Source organism: Rhodothermales bacterium (genome assembly GCA_039944855.1).
Lineage (GTDB): Bacteria > Bacteroidota > Rhodothermia > Rhodothermales > JANQRZ01 > JBBSMX01.
The window spans coordinates 20,203-44,217 of sequence record JBDUXZ010000037.1; the positions used below are offsets into that span (position 1 = coordinate 20,203).

Sequence of the window (24,015 nt, forward strand, 5' to 3'; positions counted from 1 at the left end):
CTACGCCTCCCGCCGCACCCGCTAACTCCTTCCCTCCCTATGTCCTCTCGTTCGCAGCGTGTCGCCTACTTCTGCATGGAGTACGGGCTCGACCTCCGACTGAAAACCTACGCCGGCGGCCTCGGCATCCTCGCCGGTGACCACCTCAAAGGCGCACACGACCACGGATACCCCATCGTCGGCCTCGGCCTGAAGTGGAAGCAGGGCTACGGCAACCAGTCCTTCAACGAGAATGGGAAGCCGCAGACGGACTTCCGCTCGTATACCTACGCCGACGACGTGCTCGAAGACACCGGCGTCGAGGTCACTGTTAGCGTCGCCGACGAGGACGTGCACTGCAAGGTGTGGAAGACGACAGCCTTCGGCAACGTCCCGCTCTACCTCCTCGACACCGACCTCCCCGGCAACCCGGCGCCCCTCATCACGGACCGGCTCTACGGCGGGAGCCACGAGGACCGCGTCGCGCAGGAGATCGTGCTCGGGATCGGCGGCGTCCGCGCCCTCCGCGCGCTCGGGCTCGACATCGACGTGTACCACTTCAACGAGGGCCACGCCCTCCTCGCCGCCTTCGAGCTGATCCGCGAGAAGCGGGCCGCCGGCGCGAGCTACGACGACGCCCTCGCCGCCACGCGCGACGAGATCGTCTTCACGACGCACACGCCCGTCCTCGCCGGCAACGAGCAGCACCCGCTCGACCGGCTGATGGACCTCGGCGCGAACAACGGGCTCACGCGGGCCCAGCTCAAAGCGCTCGGCGGCGAGCCCTTCAACATGACCGTCGGCGGGCTCCGGCTCGCGCGGAAGGCGAACGCCGTCGCCCAGCTCCACGGCGTCACGGCGCAGCTCATGTGGCGCCACGTCGAGGACGGCGCCGAGATCGCCGCGATCACGAACGGCGTCCATCACCCCACGTGGGTCGACTCGGAGATCACCGCGGCGGCCGACGACGCCGACGCGCTCTGGGCGCAGCACCAGCAGAACAAAGAGGCCCTCCTCGACCTCGTCGAGCGCCGCACCGGCACCCGCCTCCGCGCCGACCGCCTCCTCATCGGCTTCGCCCGCCGCGCCGTCACTTACAAGCGGCCGACGCTGATCTTCACCGAGGAGGAGCGGATCGCGCCGCTCCTCGAGAGCGGGAAGCTCCAACTCGTCTTCTCCGGGAAGGCGCACCCGCAGGACGCCGCCGGCCAGGCCATCGTCGCCGAGCTCGCCGCGTTCAGCGAGAAGTACCCGAAGGGCGTCGTCTTCATCCCCGACTACGACATGGAGGTGGGCGCGGCGATGACGCGCGGCGCCGACGTGTGGCTCAACAACCCGCGCCGCCCCAAAGAGGCCAGCGGGACGAGCGGGATGAAGGCGGCCATGAACGGCGTGCTCAACCTCAGCACGCTCGACGGCTGGTGGCCCGAGGCGTGCGACCACGGCGCCAACGGCTGGCAGTTCGGCGACGGCTTCGAGAGCCCGGACGAGGACCTCCTCGACGCCCACGACCTCGAAGGGCTCTACGACGTCCTCTTCGGCGAGGTGGTGCCGACCTACTACGACGACCGCGCCCGCTGGGTCGCGATGATGCAGCAGAGCATCGCCGACACGCACGAGCCCTTCTCCGTCGAGCGGATGCTGCAGGAGTACGACGAGCAGCTCTACACGGCGAGCGCGCCGGCTCCGGCCGCGTAACCCGTTCGAGCAACCCCGGCAGCGGCCGGGCCGTCCGCTCTTTGCATGAGCGGACGCCCGGCCGCTGCCGTATCCTGTCTCCCCGAACCCGGCGAAGCACCGGCCGAACCGAAAGGCCGATCCGTTCGTTTGTCATCTCCCGTCTCGCCAAACCGCGCGTCCATGCCGCTCACGCTGCTCCTCCACGACCTCGCCCTCCTCTACCTCGCCCTCGCCCACGGCGCCGACGGCGAACTCGACACCGCCGAGCAGGCCTCCATGCGGGACCAGCTCCGCGCGTGGGCCCCCGGCACCGACCCCGCCCTCTGCGACCACGCCCTCCGCGAAGCCGGGCTCTCGTACGGCAACGGCGTGGGGAAGGAGAAGATGGACGACCTCCTCCAGCGGCTCCACGACGGCCTCGACCCCGACGGGCGGGCCCGCGTCCTCGCCGACCTCATGGAACTGGCCCGCGCCGACGATGTGGTCGAACCCGGCGAAACCGCGCTGATCGACCGGGTGGCCGCCGCGTGGGCCACGTGATGGCCCCGCCCGCTTAACCGGACTACGGCTCATGCACGTCCCCTCCGGCCCCGACGTCCTCCGACGTGTCCAGCGCCGCCTTCGGCCCAACAAAAAGCCGCCCGGCGCCGTCCCCGGCACGCTCGTCTACGAGGGCGAAGAGCCCGAGGCCCCCGTCCGCATCCACGCCTTCGACTACGGACCCGCCCGCTTCGAAGAACGCGAGATCGCCGACGTCGCCGCGTGCGCCTCGCTCCGCTCCTCCAGCACCGTCACGTGGATCGACGTCGACGGCGTCCACGACGTCGGCATCGTGGAAGCGATGGGTCGGCTCTTCGGGCTCCACCCGCTGACGCTCGAGGACATCGTGAGCACGGACCAGCGGCCGAAGCTCGAGGAGTACCCGGAGTACGTCTACCTCGTCCTCCAGATGATGCACTACGACCACGCGACGTGCCGGATCGAGCCGGAGCAGGTCAGCATCGTCTTCGGGCACGGCTTCCTCCTCTCCTTCCAGGAATCCAAAGAGGGCGACGTGTTCGACCCCGTCCGGCAGCGACTCCGCGAGGGGCGCGGCCATCTCCGGCAGATGGACGCCGACTACCTCGCCTACGTCCTCCTCGACGTCGTCGTAGACTACTACATGGAGATCCTCGAAGGCCTCGGCGAGCACATCGAAAGCCTCGAAGACACCGTCACCCTCCGCACCGACACCGACGGGCTCCGCGCCATTAACGGGCTCCGCAGGCAGGTCATCGCGCTGCGCCGCTCGATCTGGCCGCTCCGCGACGTGATCGTGGCACTGGAACGGAGCGACCGCCCCTTCGTCACGGCCGCCATCGACCCCTACCTCCGCGACGTGTACGACCACACCGTCCGCACGGTCGAACTCATCGAGTCGGCGCGCGAGATCCTCTCGTCGCTCGTGGAACTCCACCTCTCGACGGTGAGCAACCGGATGAACGAGGTGATGAAGGTGCTCACGATCTTCGCGACGTTCTTCCTCCCGCTCACGTTCATCGTCGGGATCTACGGGATGAACTTCGACCCGGCCGCCTCCCCGCTCAACATGCCCGAGTTGGCATGGCGCTGGGGCTATCCCTTCGCGTGGGCGCTGATGCTGGGCGTAGCTACCGCGATGTACTTCTTCTTCCGGCGCAAGGGCTGGCTCTGACCGCGAGGCAAAAAAAGAAGCCCCCGAGTCGGCGGGGACTCGGGGGCTTAAGCTTCGATCGTGGCGGTCCGGACGGGACTCGAACCCGCGACCTCTGCCGTGACAGGGCAGCGTTCTAACCAACTGAACTACCGGACCGGGCTGCGACCGAAGCGGGGCTATAATACCGCGCATCCGGAGCGAAGCGCAAGCGGCTCGAAAGCCTCCACAGGTTCTTTACCTGACGGGGACCCCCGAGCCGCCGCACCGACGTGCGGCGCTACGCGGCCGGAGCGTTTACGCGGCCTGCGCCGCCCACGACTGGCACCAGCCAGCGGGCGATACGGGTCCGGCGAAGAGCTGGCAGCCGCCGCACGGAGAGCCGCCCTGCGGCTGGGTGTAGAACCGGCAGTTCGCACAGTTCTGCCCTTCGCGGGGCGTGGCGTCGACGTAGCCGAGCGCCTGCCGGGTTTGGAGCGCTTGCGGGTCGAGGGCGTCGTAGCCCTCGCAACTCGACGCTTCGACGACGCGAGCGCCGTCGGACGTGCCTGCGGTGGTGGCCTCATCCCCGCCGCAGGCGGCGAGGAGGGTGGACCCGCCCAGCCCGACCGCGCCGACCGCAGCGAGGCGGCCGAGGAACGAGCGGCGAGAGAGCAGAGAGGGCGTAGTTGGGGCGGGGGACGTGTGGTCTGGCATGGTCAAACGGGGTTTGGGTGAAGAGACGCGGGCCGGGCTGGCGCGGTCGGAGAGCAGCAGCGGCTCTCGCGGAATCCGTTGGATAAGCCCGGCAGGAAGGGAGATTGGACCTGTTTGCTTCCTGTCAACGACGTACTCCGCATTCCGGTCCCGTTGGAGCAAAGTCACCCGACACAAAAAGTCCCGGCCAGCGCGGGGCTGGTCCGGGACTTCGGGAGGTGGCCAGAGGCGGACTTGAACCGCCGACACACGGATTTTCAGTCCGTTGCTCTACCAACTGAGCTACCTGGCCGGGTGTGGAGAATATACGCGGCGCATGTGCTCGGTGACGCCGCGCCGGAGTTAGAGACTTAGTGAAGACGCTGCGGACACTCATCGGAGGCACCCCGCGAGACCGGCCAGCCCGCCGAGCAGGATACGAATCACACCTCCTGGCTGGACGCAGAGTCAGCCGTCACGCACGGGACGGATTAGCGAAGCGCGGGCGAGATCGTGGGCTACCGGTAGCCCGCCGCTTGCAACTCGAACAGTTCGGCGTAGCGGTTGCCCGCCGCGAGCAACTCCTCGTGCGTGCCGATCTCTTCGAGCCGGCCGTCGGCGAGGACGAGGATGCGGTCGGCCATGCGGACGGTCGAGAAGCGGTGCGAGATGAGGACGGCGGACTTGCCCTCGGTCAGGTCCTTGAAGCGCTGGAAGACCTCGTACTCGGCGCGGGCGTCGAGCGCGGCCGTCGGCTCGTCGAGGATGAGGAGCTGGGCGTCGCGCATGTACGCCCGGCCGAGCGCGACCTTCTGCCACTCCCCGCCCGAGAGGTCGACGCCGGTTTTAAACCGCTTACCGACGACCTGCTCGTACCCATCGGGCAGCTTCTCGATCACCGAGTCGGCGAGGCTCCGCTGCGCGGCGCCCTCGATGCGCGGCCGGTCCTCCCGCTCACTGATCCGCCCGACGGCGATGTTCTCGGCGGCGGTGAGGTGGTAGCGGACGAAGTCCTGGAAGATGACGCCGATGTTCGCCCGCACGTCGGCGAGGTCATATGCCCTCAGATCGTGGCCGTCGAGGAGAATGCGGCCCTCGTCGGGGTCGTAGAGCCGGGCGAGGAGCTTGACGAGCGTCGTCTTCCCCGCCCCGTTCTCGCCGACGAGCGCGAGCGCTTCACCCGCCCGGAGGTGGAAGGAGAGGTCCCGGAGGATCCAGCGCTCGGCGCCGGGATAGCGGAAGCCGACGCCCTCGAACGTGAAGCCGTGGCGGATCGGCTCGGGGAACGGGAGCGGCTCAGCGGGCGACGCCACGCGGGGCGTGATCTCGAAGAACGAGAAGAGGTCGTCGAGGTAAAGCGCCTGCCCGGCCACCGTTGAGAAGCTGGCGAGGAGGCCTTCGAGGAGGGACCGGAGGCGGCCGAACGAGCCGGCGAGGAACGTGAGGTCGCCGATCGTGAAGTCGCCGCGGACGGTGCGGTAGACGATCACGGCGTAGGCGGCGTAATACCCCAGCGAGCCGACGGCGGCGAGGCCCGCACCCCACCCGGCGCGGCGGACGGCGAGGCTGCGGTTGGCCCGGTAGAACGCGTCGGCGAGGCTCCGGTAGCGCTCGGTGAGGAAGTCGTTGAGCCCGAAAATCTTGACTTCTTTGGCCGTCTCGTTGCTCGCGCCGGTGTAGCGGAGATAGTCGAGCTCGCGGCGCTCGGGCGTCCACGCATACGTCAGCGAGTACGACTGCGCGTTGAAGTGGGCCTCGCCGAGGAACGCCGGGACGAGGGCGAGCACGAGGAGCACGATGAGCCACGGCGCATACACGAGGAGCCCGACGCCGAAGGTCGCGATCGTGATGACGTTCTGCGCCTGGCTGAACACCTGGCTCATCAGCACCATCCGGCCGGTCGTCTGGCGGCGGGCGCGTTCGAGCTTGTCGTAGAAGTCGGCGTCCTCGAAGTGGGCGAGGTCGAGCGTCGCGGCGTGGGCCATGAGGCGGACGCTCGTCTCGTTCGTGAAGAGGTCGCCGAGGAGGCTATCGAGGAGGGCGACGGCGCGGCCGAGCGTGTCGGAGAGGATCGCGAGGCCGAACTCGGCGGCGACGAGCACGACGAGCGTCTGCAATTCCCCGCTCGCCCACCACGTATCGAGCCCGTCGAGCGCGAGCCCCGCTCCGGCGAGGCGGACGACCTCGTCGATGATGAGCTTGCCGACGTAGAGCATCGCCACCGGGAGGACGGCCCTCACGAGCCGGAGCCCGAGGTTCGCCGCCGTCATCCACGGGCTAACGGCCCAGACGAGCCGGAAGAGCGGGCCGAGGTTGCGGAGCGCGCCGAAGCGCTCCTGCAGCGAGAGGTCGCCCTGCTCGGCCGCCGCCCGTCGCCCTCGGCGGGCGGGGCCTCCGTTGCTCGATCCACCAGAAAACAGTGCCATGCCCGGCACACTCCGCACCCGGCGGGAGGTTTCGCGCGGCCCCTCAACGGAGCGGGGGTGAAGGCGCTCGGCCCCCACCCCCGCTCTCGGTGCACGAATCGCGCTACAGCCCCAGTATCGACCACGCTGCCGCGACGAGGGCGACGACGAGCGTACCCGCGAAGAACCACAGCGCGTAGCGGTCTGCGGGGTTCGGCGCGCCGTTCGTGTTCGTAGGGCGCGGGGTCGATCCGGTGGGGGCGTTCAGAGAAAGAGCCATGGGAGTGCGTAGAAATCGGAGAGAGGACGGAGGCGCAGAGGCCTCGCTTGAGGAGCGGTCACGACCACCCCATCCTCACAACCGATACACGCAGAGCCTGCATAGCTCGGGCGTCGTCCGGTCTGGCCCGAAGGCGTGCACCGAGCCGAGCGTCGCCGGACGCGTTGCGCGACGGGCAGCCTCGCCGGCCCCCTGCCCACCCGCCGCCCACTCGCTGGGCGATGGGCCGCTGAGCGGACGTTCGCCGAACTCCGCCGCTCCGGTCGGGAGCGGCGCCTCCTGCCACCCGAGCGTGTTCGCGAGGGCCACGACGTTGAGCGGGGTCGCGAACACGCTGCCCGAGACACTGCTCATCGCGGGCTGGAGCGCGGTCGCCGTCGTGCCGCGCGTCGCGCCCTGCTGCCCAGCCGCGGCTACGCTTCCGGCAGCGACGAGGATCGCTAGCAGGAGATAGAGTCCGGGATGACGACGGAGCGGTTGCACGAGCGGAGGTTTAGCGATCCGCTTTGAAATCGTATCCGACGGATAGTTCCAGCGACGGCGGCGGCGCTGCTATTTTCATGCAGCGAAGCGTGGAATCCCTCCGTGCACTGGCGGAATCAGCCTGCGAGCACCGGCTCCGGCAGACGGCCGGTGAGGCGCGAGACGGCGCGGATGCACCGGTGCCCCACGTCCACCGGGTCGAGGAACATCATCGGGCATGCGCCGGGGATTACGGCGATGCCGTGGGCGCGGCAGCGGGCCACAGCCGACTCGGAAACGCTACCCGGCCCGATCCCCCGGTGCATCCACAGCCGCGGGATGCCGAGTTCGACACACTCCTCGGCGATGACGGCCGTCGCGGCGGGCGATGTCACGGCCACGACGCCGTCGAGCCGGACGGGCACGGCGGCGAGGTCGGGGTAGCACACGTCACCCTCGACTTCGACGGTGCTAGGGTTGACGGGGTAGACGTCGTAGCCGGCGTCGCGGAGCCGGCGGTAGATGGCGTTCGCGGCCTCGGCGGGGTTGCGGGAGACGCCGGCTACGGCGATGCGCCGCTGCGCGAGGAAGTCGGCGGCGGCGTGTTCGAGCGTGTTCATACGGAACCTCGGATGGTGCACCCCACGATAGGCCGGGGCAACCGAGATCGCTGTCGGACACTCCCCGACCGCAACGTAGGCGAGTCCCTGAATCCGCCTGCGCGCTGCCCACCTGCACCCTGCTCAGCGGTAGCGCTGATCGGCATTCTCTTCAGAGGAGAATGCGAGACGTGGTGGCGCTTATCCGAGACCGGAACGTTGCCGGTAGCGCTCCAGCTCTTCGTCGCTGAGCTCACCCGGAGCGACGAGACGGTAATGGCTCTCGTCCACCTTGCGCACCTCATCTTTCGCTCCCGTTTCATCGACCGTGAACTCGAAGAGCGCAATCACGTCGTCGGCCATGAACTGCGCCGCAATGGGACGGCACACGAGGTTCGGGTATTTCTCCGCGCCGAGCGCCATGTCTTGCTCGATCTGCACGACGCCGATTTCGTCGTTCCCACCCTTCGCTTGGACCGGAAAGACGTAGTGGACCCCTCGCTTATCTACGCCCACGTATAGCTCGTCTGTCTCGACTTGCCCGATCCCCTTGACCGTCGTCCGCAGGTGATTCTGGAGCGAGTAGCAGGTGACCCGGTAAAGATGTCGATCAACCGGTTGCAGTCGAGACTGCCAGCCCCGTGCTCCAAGATGACACCGGGACGCGCTCAGTAATCACCGGGGGGATACAGCGCGTGGTCTGGCATATCAAACGTCTCACCGTGGATCAAACCGCTCACTCGGACTTCCTCTCCCCCGACTAGAGCGTCCAGCTTTCCTACCTGAGCCAGCACGTTATCGAAATCTATAAACTTGCACCTACCAATGATTGACTGGAATGAGGGCCGCATTAGCTGCCTCGCTACATGATCTCGCCTATAACTATTCGAGGATATGTACATTTCAATATTGTTATTTGGCTGCGACAACACCAAGTCGTTAAGGCGGAGAAGACCGCTATATATCGTAGTAGTCGACTCGATTTCGAACGCTTTCCTGACCACATTACGGTCTAGCCAGAGGACGTCAATATTTCGAATGATCCGCCGAGCAACCTCGTCAAATCCAAGACGCGGGAAGCGATCCAACGTGTAAGATTCGAAACGATGAGGCCCTACTGCGAGGTGGCGATCACCTGCAGGGACCCATACGGAATGTCCAGCGGCACGCCCTAAACGGATCAGAGCCCATTGAATCGCGACATGATCCCGGACAGTTGAGGAGACATCTCCATCAACGTCTTCGACTTCGTCTGGATCAACGCTTTCGCCTACTCGAGGCGGATATGCGTTGAGGTAGCGGGTGACGTCCAGCTTAGTGTGACCCGTTGTCTGGAGTATATAGCGTCCCTCATCAAGGAACACGTCAAGGCGGCGCGTACTCACGCCCTCAAGCATCTGGAGTACGAACGGGTGGGGCAGTACCAGTACGTTCTCCGCCGTGCCGCAAACCAAGAGCACAAACGAACCATGCACTGTTTGGGGGAAGACCCCCTCAGAGCTCGCCACTTCCTGCGAAAGGCCGAAGAAGTATTTGTGGCCCCGGAGAAGTTTAGAGTAGTTGATAGAGCAGGCTAGATCTCCGCTGCACCGATACAAACGACTCCTGCCAAACGGCGTCGCGTTACCATATTGCTGAATCAGTAGCTTGACAACCGATTGGACAGCGGATGGAAGGCTCATGGTTTAGTGAGCGATTAGTTCAGGCTCTACTTCTGTACCACACTCTAAGCATTTATAGCAGTCAACGTCGTGCCAAATTGATCGCTTGTAAGTCATATTTCCGTCCAGTAAGTTAACCGAGTAGTACATCACTTCTTCGAACCGATCCTTGTTTCCACAAGCCGGGCACTGAAGCACGAAGCTAGTACGGTTGCTATCTGATTCTCTCATGTGGCAAGGACCATTACAGAGACACTAGTGGAGGCTACCATGTGGACGACCGGATTCGGCTCGATCCCGACGCTCCCGATCCCGAGCTTCTTGCACTCGACGAGCGTCGTCCCCGTGCCGCAATACGGATCGAGGACCCGCATCCCCGGCTCCACTCCGAAGCGAGCCACGTAGTCCCGAACAAGGTGCGGAGGGTACGACAGGACGAAGCGGTACCACTCGTGAATGGGGAGGTCGTCCACATAGGGTCGGTTCAACTCAACCCCTGCTTTCTTCTGCGTGACGTAGGCCATAGATGGATTTCGGTTTTCTACAATCTACGGCCTGTGCCGACCCCGTTGCGTTGCTCCTTGCGAGGAGATACCGGAGTCAGAGGTAGCGGGCGAGCGCGGCGGCCTCGTCGTCGGGGAGGGCGGCGCGGAAGGTCGGGCGGGCCGCTTCGGCCTCGATCCAGGCGGGGACGCCGTCGCGCTTCTTGAGCGCGGCGCTCGTCTTCCGCGGGACCCAGCCGTAGACCTCCGTCTCGCGGTACGCCTTCTTGCTGTCGCCGAAGCCCCAGCGGATGCCGCCGTACGTCGCCGCGTCGCGGCCGTCGAGGCTGAAGCGGTCGTTGAGGTAACAGGCCGTCGCGAACGCGGCCTCGGGCCCAGCGCACCACGGGAGGATCTGCTTGACCCAGTACATGCGGAGGTTGTTGTTCATCCACCCGTCGAGGAGGAACTGCTTCTGGGCGGCGTTCCAGAACACGTCGTCGGTTTCTCCGTGGACCAGCGCGTCGAGGCTTCGGAGGTCGGGGCGCGGGTCGTCGGCGTGCGCGGCGAGCGTCTCGCGGGCCCACGTCGGGAGGCCGCGGAAGCGCGACCAGTCGGCGTCCCAACGGCAGCGGTGGTAGTAGTACTCGCGCCACGTCAGCGTCTCGTCGAGGAATTTGTAGCGCGCGGCCGGGTGGACGTCGCCCGCCTCCTCGGCCGCGACAACGGCGCGGGCCACCTCGCGCGGCGAGAGCACGCCGAAGTGCATCCACGGCGAGAGCTTCGACGTGCCGTCGGGCGTCGCCGGGTTGTTCCGCGTCCACTTGTAACGCCCGACGATCTGTTCGACGGCGACGCCGAGCCGGCCGAGCGCGGCCGACCGGTGCCCGCGGAAGTCCAGCGCGGGCGGCACCGTCATGTCGACACCGGTTTCGGCGATGAGCGCGTCGAGCCCGTCGCCGTCGAGGTCTTCGATGGCTTCGGAGTCGATGTCAAGGTCGCCGTCGAACCGCGCCACGTCGGGCTCCTGCCGCAGATCGGTGGCGAGGTGGAGCGCGCGCTGCGGCGTGTGGGCGGCGCGGAACGTCTTCGTCGCCCCGAGCCGCTGCTCGAACGCATTCATCGGCACGAGGCAGCACGCATCGACGCCGAGCACGGCGCGGTCGAGCCGGTCGGCGAGGGCGTCGGCGTACTCGCGCGTGACGAACGTCGGCACGTCGTCGCAGACGACGGCGGCGGCGCGCTCGGCCAGGCGGGCGACGAGGTCGACCTCGCTCTCCCCTTCGCGCCGGACCCACCGCACGAACCGCAGCCCCCGCGCCTCGACGCCCGGCCCGAGCTCCTGCGACGCTTCGAGGATGAACCGGTGGATGCGGTGCGAGGCGTACGGGTAGCGGTTCTCGAGCGCGTGCAGCACGACGACTGGCAACCCGCGCGCATTCCCGAGCGCGATCGCCGCGTCGAGCGCGGGGTTCTCGTCGGCGCGGAGCGCCTGCATCAGCCAGCACAGCACGTAGTCGCGTCCGCGCGTGATGATGCGGCGGTCGGTGAGCCGGCGTGTGCGGAGGCGGAGGAGGTCGAGCGCGTCGTCAGCCATCGGTCCGGTCCTCCACGTCGAAAAGCGGCGCGGGCTTCGGGAGCTTCGCCTTTTTCGTCTTCCGTGGCGCGTTCGACGTCCACGTCCGCGCGCTCGCCGGCCGCCGCGAGCCGTGACGCTCGTACACCCGTTCCGCCAACGCTTGCGTTTCGGGCAGCCGCTTGATCGCGTAGTAGTCGTCCTTGAACGCCTTCGACGTTTCGAGCCGGTCCACGATGGGCGCGGGATAGTCCGGGAGCGGTCGGGCGTGGTGCTTCAGGATCGCCTCGGCGGGCACGTCGGCGAGTTCGGGCACCCAGCGCTTGACGAAGACGGCCTCGGGGTCGTGGTCGGCGAGCTGCTTCTCGGGCGAGTAAACGCGGAGCTGGTTGATGCCGACGACGCCCGCCTGCATCTGCGTCTGCGCGATGTGGATGCCGGGCTCGTAGTCGGCCCAGAGCCGGGCGACGGGGTACAGCGTCTTCCGCCAGTCGATGCGGAGCGTGTGGACGGCGACGCTCGTGACGAGCGCGCGCATGCGGAAGTTGAGGAAGCCCGTCGCCGCCGCGCACCGCATGCAGGCGTCGACGAGCGGCCAGCCGGTGCGGCCCCCCAGCCACGCCTCGACGTGTTCGTCGCCGGGCGTCGGGAGGTCGGCGTAGGCCGGGTTCAGGGGTACGAACTCCATCTGCGGTTCGGATTCCAGCCGCTGGATGAAGTGGTCGCGCCAGTGCAGCCGGCTCGTGAACGCCCGCAGCGATTTCTCCCACTGCCGGGCGTCGGGGTGGGCGATGTCTTTGAGTTCGAGCCGCCGGGCCTCGGTCGCGGCGTAGGCCTGCCGCCCGGTGAGCGTCCCCCACGCGAGGTGGACCGAGAGCCGCGAGCCACACTCGAAGGCGTCGTTCGGCGACGAGATGCCGCCGGAGTAGCAGAACCCGCGTTCGTGGAGGAACGAGCGCAGCGTCTCCTCGGCCGCCGTCTCGCTCACCGGTTGCCGGAGGTCGCGCCGCACATCGGTGAGCGGGTGGCCGAACGCGCCGGGCGTCGGCGTCGCGCCCTCGGGAGGCTGGAGGGCGCGGAGGGCGTCGGGCACGCGGACGCGGGCGAGCGCTGCGTCGTCGGGCACCGGGAGCGGGCCGTCGGCCATGAACGCTTTCCATCGGGCCGAGCGCTTATCGCGGTCGACCCCGCCGCGAAAGACGCCGGTCTGCCGGTGCTCGTGCCACGCGACGCCGTGGGCTTCGCACCACGCGGCGACGGCCTTGTCGCGCTCGAACGTGACGCTGCTGCCGACCTCTTCATGCGAATAGATCGCTTCGAACGGCGCGGCCTCGTGCAGTCGCCCGAACGCCTCGACGGCGTCGGCGTGGAGGGCGAGCACGTCACCGCCGTGGGGCCGGAGTCGGCTACGGAGATCGGCGAGCGCTTCGATCCACGCGGCGACGTGGAAGCCGCTCGTTTCTTCGGCGCGGAGCACGGTGGGCTCAAAGAGGAAGACGGGCACGACCGGAGCGCCCGTGTCGAGCGCGGCGGTGAGGGCCGGATTGTCGGCGAGGCGGACGTCTTTTTTGACCCACCAGAGAACGGGCGACATGACGCGACGAGCGGACGGGAAGGGAGAAGGGATCGTGCCTACGCCCCCGCCGGATGAAGGTTTGCTAACCCTCGCTCTACAACCCCCCGAAGAACACGGCGTTCGCGAAGAGCAACCGGCCCGCGTACCAGAACCCCCGGAAAAGCGGGTCGTCGACGAGGTAGATCACGCGCCCCCGCCCCAACTCCTGCACGCCGAACGCGAGCGAGTCCTCCAGCCTCTTCCCCGTCTCGTAGCCCGCGAAGCCGCTCACCGGCTCGCCCGAGCGCAGCACGCCGACGTTCCACCCGTCTTTCAGAAACGGGTACGCCGCGGTGCTGCGCTTGAAGGTGTGCGTGTCGCCGTCGTAGCCGAAGGCGAGGGGGTGCGTCGCGTCGAGCGTGACGCGGAAGACGCTGCCGGGCACGTCCTCGGCGATCCGGTCCCGCTCGCGGTTGCCGTACACCGTGAGCCGCGCCTCGACGGTGTCCCCCTCTGCCTCGTCGTCCTCTCGCTCTTCGACGGCAAATCCGTCCTCGCCCGCGAGCGCGGCGACGGCCCGCTCCAGCGCGACGAGCCGCCCGCCGTCCCGCACCCAGTCTTTCAGCGTGCTCCGCCGGCCGTCGGTGAGGAGGTCGCCGTAGGAGCCGTTCGGGAGGACGAGCACCTCGTAATCGGCGAGCGTGGCGGCGCGCAGCCCGTCGGCGGGCAGGAGCGTGACCGGGTAGCCGAGCTGGGCGTCGAAGTAGTGCCAGACCTCGCCGACGGCGCTCGACGAAAGCGCGTCGTCGACGAGGAGCGCGACGCGGGGGGCGGAGATCGCGCGCACGTCCGACGAGCCGAAGTCGGGGCCGCTCGTGACGAGGCCGCTCGCAACGGCCGTGAGTCCCTGCCCGGCGGCGGCCTCCCGCACCGCCGCGTCGAAGTCGATGCGCTCGTTGCCGCGCCGCGTGAGGACGAGCGTGCCCCGGTCGTAGCGCGCGCCGTCGATCTCGAACGGCTCGGTGGCGACACGCGGCCGGACGCCCGCGTCGAATAGCCGCGCCAGCGCACGGGCGTCGGCGAACGAGGTCCAGCGGAGGAGGTAGGCGTACGGCCGGGTCGCGGACGGCGGCGGTGCCACGGACGGCGTCCACGGACGGAGGGCGAGGTTCGGAGCCTCGGCGAGCGCCCAGCCGTCGAGGTCGTAGACGTACGGCAGCGCCCACGCCGTCGCGTCGTAGCTGAGCGAGTCCGACAGCACGGGCGACGGGTCGAAGAGCACGCTCGCGAGCACGCCCTTCGGCTGATCGGTGGTCACGACGAGATCGTCCGGCCCGAGCGCGAACCGCTCGTCTTCGCCGTCGGCGTACCGCCGGCCGCGCAGCGTCACGTCGCGGTCGGCCCGCTCGGCGCGGACGCCCTGCTCGGCGAGGTGCTCGGCGAGGGCGGCCAGTACGCCGGCGTCGCCGCGCACGACGAACGCCCGGTACGGCCCCCGGTCGGCGTCGCGGTAGTAGGCGCGGAAGTTCGTCGTGATCGCCTCGCGCTCGCGCGCCGCCACCTCGACGGTCGAGAGGCCCGTCGCGACGTGGTGGGCGATGCGGTCCGTGAGCGTCAGCGTGTCGCCCTCCGCCGTGCGGACCGCGAGACCGCCGCGCCCGCCGCCCGCCTGCTCGTAGGTCATCCCCACGGCCCCGTTGAACATCGGCCATGAGTCGCCGTAGCCGGGATAAAGCAGGTCGAACACCTGCCCGGTGAAGTAGAGCCAGCCCTCACGGTCGAACCGGGCGGCGTGGTTGCGGCCGATTGTGGTTTGGAGGTCGCGCTGCCAGTCGGTGATGCGGGCGTGGAGCGGCTCGGCGGCGGGGGCGAAGTAGTACGGCGCGTCGATCCCCTGCTCGTGGAAGTCGACGTGGACGTGCGGCAGCCAGCGGTTGTAGAGGGCGAGACGGGCGCGCGTCTCCTGCTGCGTGCCCCACGCCCAGTCGCGGTTGAGGTCGAAGAAGTAGTGGTTCGTCCGGCCGCCGGGCCACGCCTCGTCGTGCTCCCAGCCGGCGGGATCAGCGTCGGGCCGGATGCCGAGGCGGCGGTGGAAGCCATCGACGTAGCGCTCGCGCCCGTCGGGGTTGAGGCACGGGTCGAGGACCACGACGACATCGCGCAGCCACGCCTGCGTGCGGGCGTTCGTCGGGTCGGCGAGGGCGTAGAGCGTCGCGAGCGCGGCCTCCGTGCTCGACGACTCGTTGCCGTGGACGCCGTAGCTCAACCAGACGACGCTCGCCTCCGGTACGGCCCCGCCCGGCAGCACGCCCGCCGCGCGGAGGTTCTGCTCCCGCACCGCGTCGAGCCGACCGAGCCGCTCCGGCGTGGCGACGTAGGCGACCCCGAGCGGGCGCCCCTCGACCGTCTCGCCGTAGGGCTCCCACCGCACGTTCGGCGAATGAGCGGCGACGTGCTGCACGTAGTCCACGACACGGTGGTGCGGCGTGAAGCGGTCGCCGAGTTCGTACCCGAGGAACGTGGCGGGCGATTGCAGGGCGTCGGCGCGCGGCGGGACGGCTTCGCCCGCTCCCTGCGCGATGGCAGGCAGCGCGAACGTCAGCACCAGCGCGGCGAGGGCGAAGGGTCGGCGGAGCAGCAGCGGGGCGGGCATAGAGCGGCGGAAAAGTGGGCCGCCAAAGATAGGCGGCTGCGATCTCCGATGAAGGCATCGAAAGACGGATCGGCCGCGGCGTGCGCCTCGTGCCCTCCCCGCCCGCTTGTTTCCGTTTCGTTACATGCGGCCGGTTGCATTATGCCACGGCCTGCCGTTCCTTTACCTTCCGTTCATCCCGCTGGTTTTCCGAGGCCTTCCCCGATGCTCGCTCGCGTACTCACGTTTTTGTTCGCCCTCACGCTCGCGCCCCTCGCCGTGGCGCAGAGCACGGCGACGTACCGGGTGACGTTCGAGAGCACGTGGAGCGCGGCGACGCACCCCGACGGCTTCCCGCCGGACCCGCACTTCTCCGGCCTCATCGGCGCGGCCCACGACGCCACGGCGACGTTGTGGGAGAACGGAGGGATCGCCTCCGACGGCATCGAGCAGATGGCCGAGACCGGCTCGAAGACGCTCCTCCGCAACGAGGTCGAAGCACTCCTTGCGCAGGACCGGGCGCTCGCCGTCGTCTCCGGCGGCGGCATCGGCCTCTCCCCCGGCGCCGTCACGCTCACCTTCGACGTCACGGAGGACCACTCGCTCGTCTCGCTCGTGACGATGCTCGCCCCGAGCCCGGACTGGTTCGTCGGTGTAAGCGGGCTCGACCTTTTCGACGACGGGGCATGGCTGCCGGAGAGGGCCGTCGACCTCTTCGTGTACGACGCAGGCACCGATAGCGGGCCGACCTACACCTCGCCCAACCAGGACACCGATCCGCCCGAGCCCATCACGCGGATCGTCGATGCGCCGTTCGCCACGAACGGGACGGTCGGCACATTCACGTTCACCCTCCTCAACGTCACTGGGTCCGAAGACGCCGCTCCCGCGACGGCCTTCGCCCTCGCCGCGCCGACGCCGAACCCGGCCGTAACGCGGACCACACTCCGGCTCCAACTCGGCACGGCGCAGCCGGTCCGCGTCGAGGTGTTCGACCTCCTCGGCCGCCGCGTCGCCACGCTCCACGACGGCGTGCTCGCGCCCGGCAGCCACCCCTTCGACCTCGACGTGCGGGCGCTCCCGAGCGGGATCTACTTCGCCCGCGTGCAGGGCGCCGGCACACAGGCTACGCGCCGCTTCGTCGTGCGCTAGCGGTCGCCCGAGCGTAGCCCTACGTCCCCAGCGGCTTCCTCATTCTCGCCCCTTGACGCCGTGTGGGAAGCGATCCAAGCGTGGTTCCTCAGCCTCGGCCCGCGGTACGGCGTCGACCCCATCATCTTCGGGGCGATCTACGTCGGCGCGATCCCGTTCTTCACGCTCTCGCTGGGCTGGCTCATCCGGAATCTGAAGCAGAAGAAGCCGGTCGCGCTCCCGGCATTTCTGACAGGGTTCTTCTTCCTCTCGGCGTACCTCTACCTCCTCGTCGCGGGGCAGAACATCCCGTGGTGGGTCTACGGCGCGATCGCTGCCCTCGTCGTGTTAGGCGCTTGGTCGACGGTGCAAAAGATCCGCACGAAGGTGCGCGCTCCCGAGTAGCGAGCATGGCCGATTTGGGAGGGCGGGACAGACCGCAACGGCGCGCCCGACGCATGTTCGTTTCATATCCGGTTGTTTTGCCAGTTTTTATTTGCGCTGGATGGGCGATACTACGGACTCACCCTCCCGCTGCTCCTGAGCGAAGGGGCTCATTCCCTCCCTCATCCCGCCTCCCTATGAGCGAGTTTTACAAGTCGTGTTCAACGCTCCTGCCCTTGTTTGCCCTGATCGTCATGTCAGGGCTAACCACGAATTCCGCTGCCCACGCCCAGACCCTACACAACAACCGTGCTTCAGCACTCCCCATTTACAGCGCACCAGGCCCTTACACGTATTCCCATGTGGGAGCTACCGGGGGCACGTTTGTAGATCGCGTGGCCTCGTGCCAGTCCAACGATGGCCGGAACACCACATGGGTTGCGTTTCGTCCCGAAGCGAATGGGACGATTGATGTCACGACCGCCGGCTCCGATTTTGACACCATCTTGCTCATCACCGATACACTGGGTAACGAACTAGCCTGCGATGACGATGGGGGCCCGAGTACGCAGTCAACGATCAGCGGCTTTCAGGTTTCGGCGGGTACGCAGTACTTCCTTCGAATCTCCGGATGGAACGGTCAAGAAGGGAATGTGGCGGTTTCTATTCAAGGCGTCGACCTGAGGCACCCGTTCGACCGCTGGACGGAAGCGATCAGTACCCTATCGACGAACAGCCGAATCTTTGGGTGGAACTTAAATACGGTGGGAGGGCCGGGGCTCTCCTGCTTCGTTGCGGATGCGAACACCGCCGTATGGTATGCTGTAACGAACATCGAATTCAGCCGGGTAGCTTTTGAAGTGGAGTCCCTCAGCCCCAACTTCAACCCCATGATTCATATCTATAGCGGGGACCCCACGCAGCAGGCCAACCTCATCGACTGCTCGGACGCGCCGGGTGGGGGAACCACGGACAGAGTCCAGACCGATATCCAGCCCTTACAGGTCATCTACGTTCGTGTAAGTGGCGCGACATCGGGTCCCCAAGGGAGCTACTTCCTGAACACAATCGACCTGTTGAACACCGACGCCGAGGAAGGCGGTACTCCTACGAGCGCGACGCTGAGCGCAGCTTATCCCAACCCATTTGCGGATCAGACGACGCTCGACTACGTCCTCCCCGCTGCACAGGACATCCACGTCGCCGTCTATGACGTGCTCGGCCGCGAGGTCGCTGTACTCCACGAAGGCGTACAGACGGCCGGCGAGCACGAGGCGACGTTCGACGCCGCTGGATTGCCGAGCGGGCTCTATGTCGTCCGCCTCACGGTCGGCGATCAGACGCTCGCGCGACGCGTGACGATCGTGCGCTAAGCCCAGCCTTCATCTGCCGTCAGCATCAGCCCGCCGTGGGGATCGCTCCCTGCGGCGGGCCTTCCGTTAGCGGCTTTCAGCCGCGACTTCGATGCCGTCGACGATCTCTTCGAGCGTGGTCCGGCCCTTGTCGCGGGCGTAGAACCGGCGGACGATCTTGTAGCGCTCCTCCGAGTCCATCTTGAGCCCCTCCTCCAGCACCCACCGCTGGAGGTCGGTCGGGCGCGGTCCCCACCAGCCCCGCTCGACGAAATCCTCGTCGAGGAGGATGACGACGGGGATCGAGCGCGACGTGCCGTTCGTGAGGTGGGCGTCCATGAGGTCGAGGTGCGCGTCGCGGGAGAGCAGGCGGAGGTCGACGGTCGGGACGGCCTCGGCGAGGCCGGCGAGGACGGGGACGATGTTGACGGCGTCGCCGCACCAGTCTTCGGAGAGGACGAGGAGATGCCACGCGCCGGGGAGGGCGGCGGCGCGCTCGACGAGGTCGTCGGGGAGGCGGACGCGGTCCCACACGCTCTGCCAGAGTTGGGCGTTTTTCTCGGCCGTCGGGAGGAAGGTCTCGAAGGAGATGCCTTGCGCGTAGTAGGATTCGAGCGAGCCCTCGGTAGCGGCAGGATGGAGCGGGGAGATGAGCGGGGTATCGGACATGAGCACGGGGTTAGATGGCGGCCCGTTGTATGCGCGAGCCGAGGCCCCGTTCTCGCTCCGAGGTCGCGCCGCGCCCGATTCCGGGGCTTTGCGGGATTTCCTCACACGGGCGGCAGCCCCGCCCCCACGCCCTCTCGCGCGGAGCCTCTCCCCACCTCCCGCGTTCCATCTCCTCGCCCTCCCGTCTCCCCGTGGCCGACCCGCTCTCCCCCGTTTCGCACGCCCCTCCCCGCGCCGACGCAGTGCAGCGCCCCGCCGTCTCGAACGGCGCGCCAGAGCCTCGAAACGGCGCACTGCCCGCGCCGAGCGGCCCGCTGCCACGTCTCCGCACGTGGCTCGCCGAGACCCGCACCGAGGCCGTCTTCACCGCGCTCACGTTTGCGGGGATGATGACGGGGCTCGTCGGCGAGTGGTCGGACGCGCCCGCCGCTGTAGTGTGGACCGGCTACATCGTGGCGTACGTCTTCGGCGGGTGGTTCGGGCTCCGCGCCGGACTCGACGCGATCCGCGATTTCAAGGTCGACATCGACTTGCTGATGATCCTCGCCGCGCTCGGGGCGCTCGCGATCGGCGCGCCGTTCGAAGGGGCGATGCTGCTGTTCCTGTTCTCGCTCTCGAACGTCCTCCAGCACTACGCGATCGGCCGCTCGCGCCAGGCGATCCAGGCGCTGATGAAGCTCCGGCCCGAGACCGCCCTCGTCCGCCGCGACGGCGCGCTCACCGAGGTGCCCGTAGGCGAAGTCGCGGTGGGCGAGGTCTTCGTCGTCGTGCCCGGCGACCGGCTCCCGCTCGACGGCGCGGTGGAGACGGGCGAGAGCAGCGTCGACCAGGCCTCGCTCACCGGCGAGTCGGTGCCCGTCACGAAGCGGCCCGGCGACGAGGTGTTCGGCGGGACGATCAACGGCGGCGGCTCACTCGACGTGCGCGTGACGAAGCCGGCGGGCGAGTCGGCGATCGCGAAGCTGATCCGGCTCGTCGAGGAGGCGCAGAGCGAGAAGGCCGAGACGCAGCGCGTGATCGACCGGTTCGAGCAGCCGTACGCGCTCGGCGTGATCGGGCTGACGCTCGTCGCGATTGCCGTGCCCATCGTCGCGCTCGGTGAGGCGTTCGACCCGGCGTTCTACCGCGCGATGACGCTGATGGTGGCCGCGAGCCCCTGCGCCCTCGTCATCTCGACACCCGCCGCCGTGCTCTCGGCGATTGCGAACGGCGCGCGGCGCGGCATCCTCTTCAAAGGCGGCGTCTACGTCGAGGAAGCCGCGACGATCGAGGCCGTCGCCTTCGACAAAACGGGCACGCTCACCGAGGGCAAGACGAAACTGACCGACCTCCGCGTACTCGACCCTGGGCTGCAAGACGACGACCTCCTCGCCCTCGCTGCCGCCGTGCAGCGCCGCTCCGAGCACCACCTCGCCCGCGCCACCGTCGAGGCCGCCGACGCCCGAAGCCTGACAGTATTCGACGCCACGGAATTTCAGGCCACGGTCGGCCGCGGTGTCCGCGCCCGGCTCGACGGCGCGACCGTCCACATCGGCAACCCGCGCTACTTCGAGGGGCGAACGGACGGGTTCGACGCAGCGCTCGCCGCCGTCGACGAGTTGCAACGGGAAGGCAAAACCGCCGTGATCGTGGCGCGCGAGCGGGACGAGACACTGGAGGTGCTCGGCGCGATGGCGTTCGCGGACACGCTCCGGCCCGGTGCGGCCGAGGCCGTACGCGACCTCAAGCGGCTCGGCATCCGCGTCGTGATGCTGACGGGCGACAACCGCGTGGTGGCGGAGCAGATCGCCCGCGAAGCCGGCGTCGACGAGGTCTACGCCGACCTCCTGCCCGAGCGAAAAGTCGAGATCGTCCGCGAAATCCGCGAAACCATCGGTCCCGTCGCGATGGTCGGCGACGGCGTGAACGACGCGCCTGCACTCGCCGCCGCCACGCTTGGCATCGCGATGGGCGCCGCCGGCACCGACGTGGCGCTGGAGACGGCCGATCTCGTGCTGATGGCCGACGACCTCGACAAGATCACGTATGCGATCGCCCTCTCGCGCAAAACGCGGCGCACGCTCATCGCGAATCTCGGCTTCTCCGTGGGCATTATCGTCGTCATGCTCGGGTTCATCCTGACAATCGGGCTGCCGCTGCCGCTCGCCGTCGTCGGGCACGAGGGGAGCACCGTCCTCGTCTCGCTCAACGGGCTCCGCCTCCTCGGCTTCCGCGGGCACGGCGCGTAGCGGAACCGCCCCGGCACGACCGGTTTGCAGAGGCCATGCCAGCCCTCCCCATCGATCCCGTCCTGCCCGAGCTGCGGGCTACGCTGCGTGCGCACGTCAGCGCCGTGCTGCAGGCCCCGCCCGGTGCGGGCAAGACGACGCGCGTCCCGCTCGCGCTGCTGGACGAGGACTGGCTCGGCGGGCAGCGAATCGTGATGCTGGAGCCGCGCCGGCTGGCGGCCCGCGCCGCCGCGCACCGGATGGCTTCGACGCTCGGCGAGCGTGTCGGGCAAACGGTCGGCTACCGCGTGCGGATGGATACGAAGGTGAGCAAGCAGACGCGCATCGAAGTCGTGACGGAGGGCGTGCTGACGCGCATGCTCCAGAGCGATCCGGCGCTCGACGGGATCGGCCTCGTGATCTTCGACGAGTTCCACGAGCGGAACCTGCCGTCGGACCTCGGGCTCGCGTTCGCGCTCGAAACGCAAGCGGCGCTGCGCGACGATCTCCGCCTGCTCGTGATGTCGGCCACGCTCGACGGCGCCCGCGTCGCGACACTCCTCGACGACGCACCGCTGTTGACGAGCGAGGGCCGCGCGTACCCTGTCGAGACGCACTACCTCGACCGGATGCCAGAGCCTCACTGGCGGATCGAGGGCCACGCCGTCGCCGCCGTTCGCCGCGCGCTCGCCGAGCACGAAGGCGACGTGCTCGTCTTTCTGCCCGGCGCGGGCGAGATCCGCCGCACCGAGTCGATGCTGGGCGAGGGCGGGCTGCCACCGGGCGTCACCGTCGCCCCGCTCTACGGAGACTTGACGCAGGACGCGCAGGACCGCGCGATCGCGCCGAGCCCGGCGAGCACGCGAAAAGTCGTCCTCGCTACGCCGATCGCCGAGACGAGCCTGACCATCGAGGGCGTCCGTGTCGTCATCGACGGCGGGCTCGCGCGGGCTCCGCGCTTCGACCCGAACAGCGGGATGACGCGGCTCGAAACGGTGCGCATCTCGAACGCCTCGGCCGATCAGCGGCGCGGCCGGGCGGGGCGACTCGGGCCGGGCGTCTGCTACCGGCTGTGGACGCCGCCCGTGCAGGCCCACCTCGCCCCGCACACCCCGCCCGAAATCTTGACGACGGACCTCGCCCCGCTCGCGCTCGAACTCGCCGCGTGGGGCGTCCACGACCCGTCCGCCCTCCGCTGGCTCGACCCGCCGCCAGCCGCCGCGTTCGACGCCGCGCGCGACCTCCTCACCGATCTCGGCGCACTCGACGGCGGGACGATCACGGCCCACGGCCGGGCGATGGCAGCCCTCGGCTTCCACCCGCGTCTCGCCCACCTCGCCCTCCGGGGCCGCGACCTCGGCGTCGGCGCAACGGCGTGCGATCTCGCGGCCCTCCTCTCCGAGCGCGACCTCTTCCGCCGGCAGGGCGACACGTACCCGCCCGCCGACCTCCGCCTCCGGCTCGAACTCCTTGCCGCGCGCGACGGGCGAAGCGACAACGGTTTCTCGCGCGGGTACGCCGTCTCGCGCGGGGCCGTCCACCGCGTGCGGAAAGAGGCGGCGCACTGGCGGCAGCGGCTCGGCGTCGGCGACAGCGACCGGGACCGGGACATCGACGCGGCGGGCGTCCTCCTCGCCCTTGCCTACCCCGACCGCATCGCCGAGCGGCGGCCCGGCGGCGACGGGAACGACGTCCGCTTCCGCCTCCGCAACGGCCGCGCCGCTGTCCTCCGCAACGCCGGCGCGCTCGGCAGCGCGGAGTATCTCGTCGCCGCCCACCTCGACGGGCGACGCGGCGAGTCGACGATCTTCCTCGCCGCTCCGATCACGACGGCCGAGGTCGCGACGCACTTCGGCGGGCAGATCGCGTCGGAAGACGTGATCGCGTGGGACGGCGACGCCGGGCTCGTCCGCGCGCGGCGGCAGGAGCGGCTCGGCGCCGTCGTGCTCCGCAGCGGCCCGCTCCCGAACCCCGCCCCGACCGAGGTCGCCCGCGCCCTCCTCAACGGTGTCCGCGAGCGCGGGCTCGACGCGCTCCCGTGGACGAAGGAAGCGCAGAGGCTCCGCGCACGCATCGGCTTCCTCCACCACCACGACGCCGACTGGCCCGACGTCTCCGACGACGCGCTCCTCGCGGGCCTCAACGGCTGGCTCCTCCCCCACCTCGTCGGAATGAAACGGCTCGACGATCTGCGGCGGCTCGACCTCGTCGCGCTCCTCTCCGGCCTCGCCGGGTGGAACCGTCGCGCCGACCTCGACCGGCTCGCGCCGACGCACCTCACCGTCCCGAGCGGCTCCAACATCCCGATCGACTACAGCGAGCCCGCCGCGCCCGTCCTCGCCGTCCGTTTGCAGGAGGTGTTCGGGCTGACCGAAACGCCGCGCGTGGGCCGCGGGCGGGTCCCGCTCACGCTCCACCTCCTCTCCCCGGCGCAGCGGCCCGTGCAGGTCACCCAAGACCTCGCGAGCTTCTGGCGCGACGCCTATTTCGACGTGCGGAAGGACCTGCGCGGCCGGTACCCGAAGCACCCCTGGCCGGAGGATCCGCTCGCGGCGACGCCCACGAACCGGGCCAAACGGCGCGGATAGCCTATAGGGAACACACAGGTAGGGTT

Annotated in this window: 19 protein-coding genes and 2 tRNA genes; 8 read left to right on the forward strand and 13 right to left on the reverse strand. The window is 68.8% G+C overall.

The genetic code is table 11. The features are described 5' to 3' along the window. Positions 1-39: 39 nt before the first annotated feature. The 3 genes from glgP to corA all read left to right on the forward strand — a co-directional run bounded on the left by glgP (position 40) and on the right by corA (position 3,352). Complete coding sequence (gene glgP / locus ABJF88_18000) at positions 40-1,677, forward strand: alpha-glucan family phosphorylase (GenBank protein MEP0548834.1); 1,638 nt, start codon at positions 40-42, stop codon at positions 1,675-1,677. A 162-nt stretch (positions 1,678-1,839) separates the two neighbouring features. Further along, complete coding sequence (locus ABJF88_18005; GenBank protein ID MEP0548835.1) at positions 1,840-2,199, forward strand: TerB family tellurite resistance protein; 360 nt, start codon at positions 1,840-1,842, stop codon at positions 2,197-2,199. Between the two features lie 31 nt (positions 2,200-2,230). Continuing rightward, positions 2,231-3,352: a magnesium/cobalt transporter CorA gene (gene corA / locus ABJF88_18010; GenBank protein ID MEP0548836.1), complete on the forward strand. Its 1,122-nt coding sequence runs from the start codon at positions 2,231-2,233 to the stop codon at positions 3,350-3,352. Positions 3,353-3,413: 61 nt separating this feature from the next. On the opposite strand, the gene ABJF88_18015 is transcribed toward corA, so the two are convergent. The 12 genes from ABJF88_18015 to ABJF88_18070 form a co-directional block, all read right to left on the reverse strand. Next, positions 3,414-3,490: transfer RNA gene (locus ABJF88_18015), tRNA-Asp, on the reverse strand. Between the two features lie 138 nt (positions 3,491-3,628). Further along, entirely contained in the window at positions 3,629-4,027 is a 399-nt protein-coding gene (locus ABJF88_18020) for a high-potential iron-sulfur protein (GenBank protein MEP0548837.1), read from the reverse strand. A gap of 219 nt (positions 4,028-4,246) precedes the next feature. Then, a tRNA-Phe gene (locus ABJF88_18025) sits at positions 4,247-4,319 on the reverse strand. A gap of 205 nt (positions 4,320-4,524) precedes the next feature. Next, entirely contained in the window at positions 4,525-6,432 is a 1,908-nt protein-coding gene (locus ABJF88_18030) for an ABC transporter ATP-binding protein (GenBank protein ID MEP0548838.1), read from the reverse strand. 103 nt (positions 6,433-6,535) lie between these two features. Further along, entirely contained in the window at positions 6,536-6,691 is a 156-nt protein-coding gene (locus tag ABJF88_18035; GenBank protein MEP0548839.1) for a hypothetical protein, read from the reverse strand. A gap of 75 nt (positions 6,692-6,766) precedes the next feature. Beyond that, positions 6,767-7,174, reverse strand: coding sequence for a hypothetical protein (locus ABJF88_18040; GenBank protein MEP0548840.1), 408 nt, complete (start codon positions 7,172-7,174; stop codon positions 6,767-6,769). Between the two features lie 116 nt (positions 7,175-7,290). Beyond that, the gene (locus ABJF88_18045; GenBank protein ID MEP0548841.1) at positions 7,291-7,773 is read right to left on the reverse strand and encodes a CoA-binding protein; all 483 of its coding nucleotides are present in this window, start codon (positions 7,771-7,773) and stop codon (positions 7,291-7,293) included. 180 nt (positions 7,774-7,953) lie between these two features. Continuing rightward, the gene (locus ABJF88_18050; GenBank protein MEP0548842.1) at positions 7,954-8,268 is read right to left on the reverse strand and encodes a hypothetical protein; all 315 of its coding nucleotides are present in this window, start codon (positions 8,266-8,268) and stop codon (positions 7,954-7,956) included. Between the two features lie 1,372 nt (positions 8,269-9,640). Then, positions 9,641-9,937 (reverse strand): DNA methyltransferase, encoded by a 297-nt coding sequence (locus ABJF88_18055; GenBank protein MEP0548843.1) that lies wholly within the window; start codon positions 9,935-9,937, stop codon positions 9,641-9,643. A gap of 76 nt (positions 9,938-10,013) precedes the next feature. After that, positions 10,014-11,492, reverse strand: coding sequence for a deoxyribodipyrimidine photo-lyase (locus ABJF88_18060; protein ID MEP0548844.1), 1,479 nt, complete (start codon positions 11,490-11,492; stop codon positions 10,014-10,016). Continuing rightward, positions 11,485-13,065: an FAD-binding domain-containing protein gene (locus tag ABJF88_18065; GenBank protein MEP0548845.1), complete on the reverse strand. Its 1,581-nt coding sequence runs from the start codon at positions 13,063-13,065 to the stop codon at positions 11,485-11,487. Before ABJF88_18065 ends, ABJF88_18060 begins: the two co-directional genes overlap by 8 nt. 76 nt (positions 13,066-13,141) lie before the next feature. Continuing rightward, complete coding sequence (locus tag ABJF88_18070) at positions 13,142-15,679, reverse strand: M14 family metallopeptidase (protein ID MEP0548846.1); 2,538 nt, start codon at positions 15,677-15,679, stop codon at positions 13,142-13,144. 204 nt (positions 15,680-15,883) lie between these two features. Between ABJF88_18070 and ABJF88_18075 the strand changes: the two genes are divergently transcribed. From ABJF88_18075 to ABJF88_18085, 3 genes are all read left to right on the forward strand, one after another. Beyond that, on the forward strand, positions 15,884-16,810 hold the full coding sequence (locus tag ABJF88_18075; GenBank protein MEP0548847.1) for a spondin domain-containing protein: 927 nt from the start codon (positions 15,884-15,886) through the stop codon (positions 16,808-16,810). A gap of 60 nt (positions 16,811-16,870) precedes the next feature. Beyond that, positions 16,871-17,194 (forward strand): hypothetical protein, encoded by a 324-nt coding sequence (locus tag ABJF88_18080; GenBank protein MEP0548848.1) that lies wholly within the window; start codon positions 16,871-16,873, stop codon positions 17,192-17,194. Positions 17,195-18,063: 869 nt separating this feature from the next. Next, positions 18,064-18,546, forward strand: coding sequence for a T9SS type A sorting domain-containing protein (locus ABJF88_18085; GenBank protein MEP0548849.1), 483 nt, complete (start codon positions 18,064-18,066; stop codon positions 18,544-18,546). 66 nt (positions 18,547-18,612) lie between these two features. Here the strand turns inward: ABJF88_18085 and ABJF88_18090 are convergent, their stop codons facing one another. Further along, positions 18,613-19,194 (reverse strand): thioredoxin family protein, encoded by a 582-nt coding sequence (locus ABJF88_18090; protein MEP0548850.1) that lies wholly within the window; start codon positions 19,192-19,194, stop codon positions 18,613-18,615. Positions 19,195-19,508: 314 nt separating this feature from the next. Here ABJF88_18090 and ABJF88_18095 point away from each other — a divergent pair, with 314 nt between their 5' ends. Both ABJF88_18095 and hrpB read left to right on the forward strand, forming a co-directional pair. Further along, positions 19,509-21,422 carry a heavy metal translocating P-type ATPase gene (locus tag ABJF88_18095; protein MEP0548851.1) on the forward strand — a complete coding sequence of 638 codons (1,914 nt, stop codon included), beginning with the start codon at positions 19,509-19,511 and terminating at the stop codon, positions 21,420-21,422. A 35-nt stretch (positions 21,423-21,457) separates the two neighbouring features. Then, positions 21,458-23,989 (forward strand): ATP-dependent helicase HrpB, encoded by a 2,532-nt coding sequence (hrpB, locus tag ABJF88_18100; GenBank protein ID MEP0548852.1) that lies wholly within the window; start codon positions 21,458-21,460, stop codon positions 23,987-23,989. The last annotated feature ends 26 nt before the right edge of the window (positions 23,990-24,015 follow it).

Excerpts from the sequence above, each read along its gene's own strand:
- glgP (MEP0548834.1), top strand. The coding sequence starts at position 40 with ATGTCCTCTCGTTCGCAGCGTGTCGCCTACTTCTGCATGGAGTACGGG.
- ABJF88_18005 (MEP0548835.1), top strand. The coding sequence starts at position 1,840 with ATGCCGCTCACGCTGCTCCTCCACGACCTCGCCCTCCTCTACCTCGCC.
- corA (MEP0548836.1), top strand. The coding sequence starts at position 2,231 with ATGCACGTCCCCTCCGGCCCCGACGTCCTCCGACGTGTCCAGCGCCGC.
- ABJF88_18020 (MEP0548837.1), bottom strand. The coding sequence starts at position 4,027 with ATGCCAGACCACACGTCCCCCGCCCCAACTACGCCCTCTCTGCTCTCT.
- ABJF88_18030 (MEP0548838.1), bottom strand. The coding sequence starts at position 6,432 with ATGGCACTGTTTTCTGGTGGATCGAGCAACGGAGGCCCCGCCCGCCGA.
- ABJF88_18035 (MEP0548839.1), bottom strand. The coding sequence starts at position 6,691 with ATGGCTCTTTCTCTGAACGCCCCCACCGGATCGACCCCGCGCCCTACG.
- ABJF88_18045 (MEP0548841.1), bottom strand. The coding sequence starts at position 7,773 with ATGAACACGCTCGAACACGCCGCCGCCGACTTCCTCGCGCAGCGGCGC.
- ABJF88_18055 (MEP0548843.1), bottom strand. The coding sequence starts at position 9,937 with ATGGCCTACGTCACGCAGAAGAAAGCAGGGGTTGAGTTGAACCGACCC.
- ABJF88_18060 (MEP0548844.1), bottom strand. The coding sequence starts at position 11,492 with ATGGCTGACGACGCGCTCGACCTCCTCCGCCTCCGCACACGCCGGCTC.
- ABJF88_18065 (MEP0548845.1), bottom strand. The coding sequence starts at position 13,065 with ATGTCGCCCGTTCTCTGGTGGGTCAAAAAAGACGTCCGCCTCGCCGAC.
- ABJF88_18070 (MEP0548846.1), bottom strand. The coding sequence starts at position 15,679 with ATGCCCGCCCCGCTGCTGCTCCGCCGACCCTTCGCCCTCGCCGCGCTG.
- ABJF88_18075 (MEP0548847.1), top strand. The coding sequence starts at position 15,884 with ATGCTCGCTCGCGTACTCACGTTTTTGTTCGCCCTCACGCTCGCGCCC.
- ABJF88_18085 (MEP0548849.1), top strand. The coding sequence starts at position 18,064 with ATGATTCATATCTATAGCGGGGACCCCACGCAGCAGGCCAACCTCATC.
- ABJF88_18090 (MEP0548850.1), bottom strand. The coding sequence starts at position 19,194 with ATGTCCGATACCCCGCTCATCTCCCCGCTCCATCCTGCCGCTACCGAG.
- hrpB (MEP0548852.1), top strand. The coding sequence starts at position 21,458 with ATGCCAGCCCTCCCCATCGATCCCGTCCTGCCCGAGCTGCGGGCTACG.